This is a genomic window from Bacillus sp. 179-C3.3 HS (assembly GCF_047229225.1).
Taxonomy (GTDB): Bacteria; Bacillota; Bacilli; order Bacillales; family Bacillaceae; genus Bacillus.
Map to the genome: position 1 here is coordinate 1 of NZ_JBFEFT010000042.1, position 4,316 is coordinate 4,316.

Here is a 4,316-nt window from a genome sequence, read left to right on the forward strand (position 1 = left end):
CGCACCAAAAACATTTGGTAGCATGTCAGCCTAATAAGGGTGTTTTATTTGTGTCTCATTCTGCTATGTCAGTCTACTATGGGGCAGGGTTTTTATATTTGGCGAGCTGCATCTTACACTTAAATGCAGTCATTGAGATCCTTTTAAATGTTGAAATGTATGACCTTCTTTTAACAACACATCAATCGCTTTCTCTAAAGCATTCGATTTGACGAGTAAATAATCGGTATTAAATGTTGAAATGGCAAAAATACTAATACGCTCATCTGCTAAAGGTCTAGCTAATTCAGATAAAATGCCTGTCAATGAAAAATCTAAAACACCATCTACCTTGAGGCATTTCCAATCATGTTCTACATCTTCTACATCATCTGGCACTTTAGAAGACGGACAAACGATTGATAGTTCATCTTCTGTATAAGTCATTGAGACAAAATCACCTTCATTTGCCCAATTAGGCACCTTTGCGCTACTTGGAAGCTTAACGACGGAAAGGGTTGTATTTAATAAGATTAAGTTCATATCTATTCATCCTTTCTGTTATTTTAAAATTGGTGAAATGAAGATTGTTAGCAATTAGTGTTTAATAGGTCTTTCCTCATCACTAAGGACAGAAAATTAAAGTGAATTAGTAAGTCAGCATATATAAAGAGTGGGTTTAAATAGAATTTAGTCCCTTCATCTTCTCAAACACCAATAAAAAAGTTCATCGAAATTCTTGTCAGTCAGTTTACAATGCAAGTTCTACGATTAATAGAGAATGATCTGATATTTTACACATACGTTCTTGATGTGAAAAATATGATTCTAGTATTTTTTCATGTAGAAGAGGTGATCCAAATGCGTGATCAATACGGAAACCATTTCCCTTTGAGCTGTACCAGGAATAGCCACAAAAGTTTCCATGAGTGTGTCTCCATGCGTCTATCCAGCCCATATCTAATAGCTCCTGCATATATTCCGCTCCCCGGAAAGGAGCACCTTGTGCATCTTCTGCTAATCCTGTATTATAATCTCCTAAAATAATAGCTTTATGATTGATGTTTTTTCTAGCAAAACCATTCACTTCCATCCAAAAGTCCAGTTTTCCTTGTTGATCCTGACCACTTGTAGGTATATGAATACCTAAAACATGTAAATCTTTCTGATGTAGCTTGATCTCTAGCCACCTTTCCCCATACTTTTCATTTTGATAAGAAGATGGCAATATTTCAAATGGATAACGTGAAGCAAATAATAGATGGTTTTGCTTTGATTTACCGTTGCTTGTCACTATATATTGATAGCCATCATCTCGCAAATACTTCTGGAGCTTTTCACCTTTTTCCCCACTCCAATATTCAGTAATCAAAATAAGATCAGCTGAGTGCTTGATGATTTGCTGTGCGATGTTGCTTATTCGTTTCGATGAACCACCGTGATTGATATTCCAAGTTAATAACTTCAATGTATCATTCTCCTCTACACCATCAACTTTATCGTATATATTATTGAATAATCATGATTTGTAGCCTCAGCATGAACAAGTAAGCAACTAACATGCTGACCGGTGATCTCTATTTGTCTAATTCCCAAAATGTCCTTACTATGGATCATTTAATAAAAAAGACACTCTTATTCAATATTGCAAAAGATTGCTGAATAAGAGGTCTTAACGGAAATTCAGATATGAACCCTTATCGTTTGATCAGTACAGATAAATCGCCTTCAAAGACTTTTTCTTCTTTATCGTTAAATGTAGATAACAATACAGTCAGAATACCTGTATTGTTTTTCTTCTCTCTTTTATCAATAACCTCAACAATCGTATGTAATTCATCTCCTGGATACACTGGCTTGATAAACTGTATATGATTCATCTGTGTTCCCGCAATCACATCATCACCATAGGCCCCTTGTTCAATCCAAAGCTTAAATGAAATAGCTAACGTTTGTATTCCTGAAGCAATGATTCCATTGAATCTTCCCTGACTTGCTTTTTCCTCATCCAAATGCATATATTGAGGATCAAATTCCCCTGCAAATTTCATAATATTTTCCTTTGTTAATTTCAAAGACTTCGTTTTGAACTTCTGTCCAATCTCAAACTCATTTAACTTCATAATTTCTCCTCTAATGATTTATTAATTCGATTTAGTTTATATATTATAGCAAACATCTCACACAAGTTAGATTTGCTTTCCTTTTTCTATCTTACTATACAGATTTAGAACGGGTGAAGAACAATCTAAGGAGAAGTAAGAGGTGTGGTCAATTTTATATTTTTTTTGAAAATGACCTCTGAATAGCCTCAAGAAATCAAAAATCCTTCCTTCGCAAGGATTTCAACGATGATTCAGACTCGAATGCAAACTGATATTCTTCTTTTTCGTCAAGATCACCTTTGGTAAAGGTAACTTGTTTTTTAGCCCTTCAATCATTTCGTCTTTGCTTTCAACGAACATTATTTTCTACGCTCTCACAATCGCTTTACATTATCTGTATTTGCTCCCACAACAGATCAACAGGTGAAAATTCCTGAATGTCCTGTATAATCTCAAATGCTTCAACTTGCATGGGCTTAGTAAAAGCCGTGTGTCTTTGCGTTTTGGTTTTTGGTTTCTTGCAGGAGCACCACCACTATTTTCTACAGCGTTTTTGGTCCCTTTCGGAGCACCACGAATAGGGGCGCTCCTTTTCTCAATCGGAGCGCTCCCTTTCAATTCTTCATCCCATTTATCGTTCGCTTTCCTTTTTCTAATTGTGTTTGCTGTGATACCTAATTATTCCGCAATGTCTTTTAGTAAACGGCCTCCGTCACTTTCCTTCCACAACTGAATTGCTTTGTCTCTGTTCGGATTTCTAGCCCTTGCCATGTCACTCACCGCAACTCCTTTCCTTGTGTTGTTTTGTAATTTTATCACTCTAAACTGCTTCTTATTTTCTAAATCAAATATCAGCTGATTTAATATAAGTAAAAAACCTTGAAAGGCATTTAGCCAATCAAGGTATGATAACAATCACATAATATTAAGTATCAACTACTTCAGTAACTCCACTCCAACTTGTTTATAAAATTTAACTTTTAATTTCTCTTCTTCCCCCACATTTATTACCATAACTTTGTCATCTTTTTTTATACTTGTTACATTATTAAAATCACCTGTGAATACTATAGACTCATTAAATGTAATACTTAGACTACTTGTTTGTTGATATACATCTAAGGTTAAAATCACCTTAAAATTTTGGTCATCTTTGTAAGTATAAATTAATTCTCCATCATCTATATTGCCTGTTATACTCACCGGCTCACTTTGAAAAAGTTCTAATAAATCATATTCATCATACTTTATAAACATTCTTATTCATCCTTTTATTAATTAATTCGGTATAACTGTAATAACATCGCCTGCTTCATTTATAACTACTTTAACATCCTGTGTTGCATGAACAAATGTTCCGCTTCTATTACCAGGTATCTTTTTTGAATTCTTTATAGCGTCTTCAATAACTGAAGGTGGAATATTTCTTGGATCAACATATTTTTTGATAAAGTCACTAAATTCTCTTGTTTGTGGTTTATATCCTAATTCTTTAGCTTTTTCAATTGCTCTACTAGTCAAAGTAGCTCTTACTTCAGAAGTATCAGGTGCCATTCTTTCCAAAGCATGCTTTGAATAATTTCTTCCATTTATTTCTCCCCCGCCTTTTGGAAAACTCCAACCAATTTCACCCGTACTCTTAACCCCCATCTTACCATGAAACCCTTTCGCCCCAAACGGCAAAAGTGCCCCGAGCGCCGCATTCATACTGGCTTCCTGTTGTTCTTTCGAGATCTTATTCCCAAACATATCTCTTCCAGTAATTGCTTCGCTAAAGCCGTTGGTTGCGGTGATACCATATAATCCCTTTTGCGCTGTTTTTAGTGCATCGAAAGATTTTTGTGATGTCTTGTAAATATCCACTGCGCTGACTGCGGCTGATGTGGCTTTAGACGTTTTATAAATTGCCTTTCCGCCTTTGAAAATGCGCCCCGCCCAACCGACAACTGGGATGTAGCCTGCTGCTGCCATGCCGCCTGCGGCGACTCGTTGACCTGAGGTGAGCTGTTCACCCGTGATCGGGTCAACGCCTGTTGCGGCTCGTTTTGCGTCGTTTACGCCTGTCAGTTCATTCACGAGCATTCCGCCATAATCAAGTGCTTTTTCATGCCATGGGCGGTTGGCGAGGGCTTCTTGTTCCTTCGCAATTTCACGAGCTTCTTCTTGTTCTTTCTTGATTTTGATATATTCAGCTGTTTGCTTTTCAATATCGTCTTTTATCTTGTAGATTTC

General features: G+C 36.3%; 6 protein-coding genes. All 6 read right to left on the minus strand.

Going from position 1 to position 4,316, the window contains the following annotated elements; genetic code table 11:
- Positions 1–129: 129 nt before the first annotated feature.
- The gene (locus AB1K80_RS17065; protein ID WP_412858126.1) at positions 130–522 is read right to left on the minus strand and encodes an ACT domain-containing protein; all 393 of its coding nucleotides are present in this window, start codon (positions 520–522) and stop codon (positions 130–132) included.
- Positions 523–730: 208 nt separating this feature from the next.
- On the minus strand, positions 731–1,447 hold the full coding sequence (locus AB1K80_RS17070; protein ID WP_412858128.1) for an endonuclease/exonuclease/phosphatase family protein: 717 nt from the start codon (positions 1,445–1,447) through the stop codon (positions 731–733).
- 229 nt (positions 1,448–1,676) lie between these two features.
- Positions 1,677–2,102: a MaoC family dehydratase gene (locus tag AB1K80_RS17075; RefSeq protein WP_412858130.1), complete on the minus strand. Its 426-nt coding sequence runs from the start codon at positions 2,100–2,102 to the stop codon at positions 1,677–1,679.
- 660 nt (positions 2,103–2,762) lie between these two features.
- Positions 2,763–2,903, minus strand: coding sequence for a phage terminase small subunit-related protein (locus AB1K80_RS17080; protein WP_412858131.1), 141 nt, complete (start codon positions 2,901–2,903; stop codon positions 2,763–2,765).
- Between the two features lie 117 nt (positions 2,904–3,020).
- The gene (locus AB1K80_RS17085; protein WP_412858132.1) at positions 3,021–3,341 is read right to left on the minus strand and encodes a hypothetical protein; all 321 of its coding nucleotides are present in this window, start codon (positions 3,339–3,341) and stop codon (positions 3,021–3,023) included.
- 21 nt (positions 3,342–3,362) lie between these two features.
- Positions 3,363–4,316: pre-toxin TG domain-containing protein (locus tag AB1K80_RS17090; protein ID WP_412858134.1), on the minus strand; the 954-nt coding region annotated here is incomplete at its 5' end.

What these genes read in the sequence shown, in the direction of transcription:
- AB1K80_RS17065 (WP_412858126.1), bottom strand. Translation starts at nt 522, where the DNA reads ATGAACTTAATCTTATTAAATACAACCCTTTCCGTCGTTAAGCTTCCA.
- AB1K80_RS17075 (WP_412858130.1), bottom strand. Translation starts at nt 2,102, where the DNA reads ATGAAGTTAAATGAGTTTGAGATTGGACAGAAGTTCAAAACGAAGTCT.
- AB1K80_RS17085 (WP_412858132.1), bottom strand. Translation starts at nt 3,341, where the DNA reads ATGTTTATAAAGTATGATGAATATGATTTATTAGAACTTTTTCAAAGT.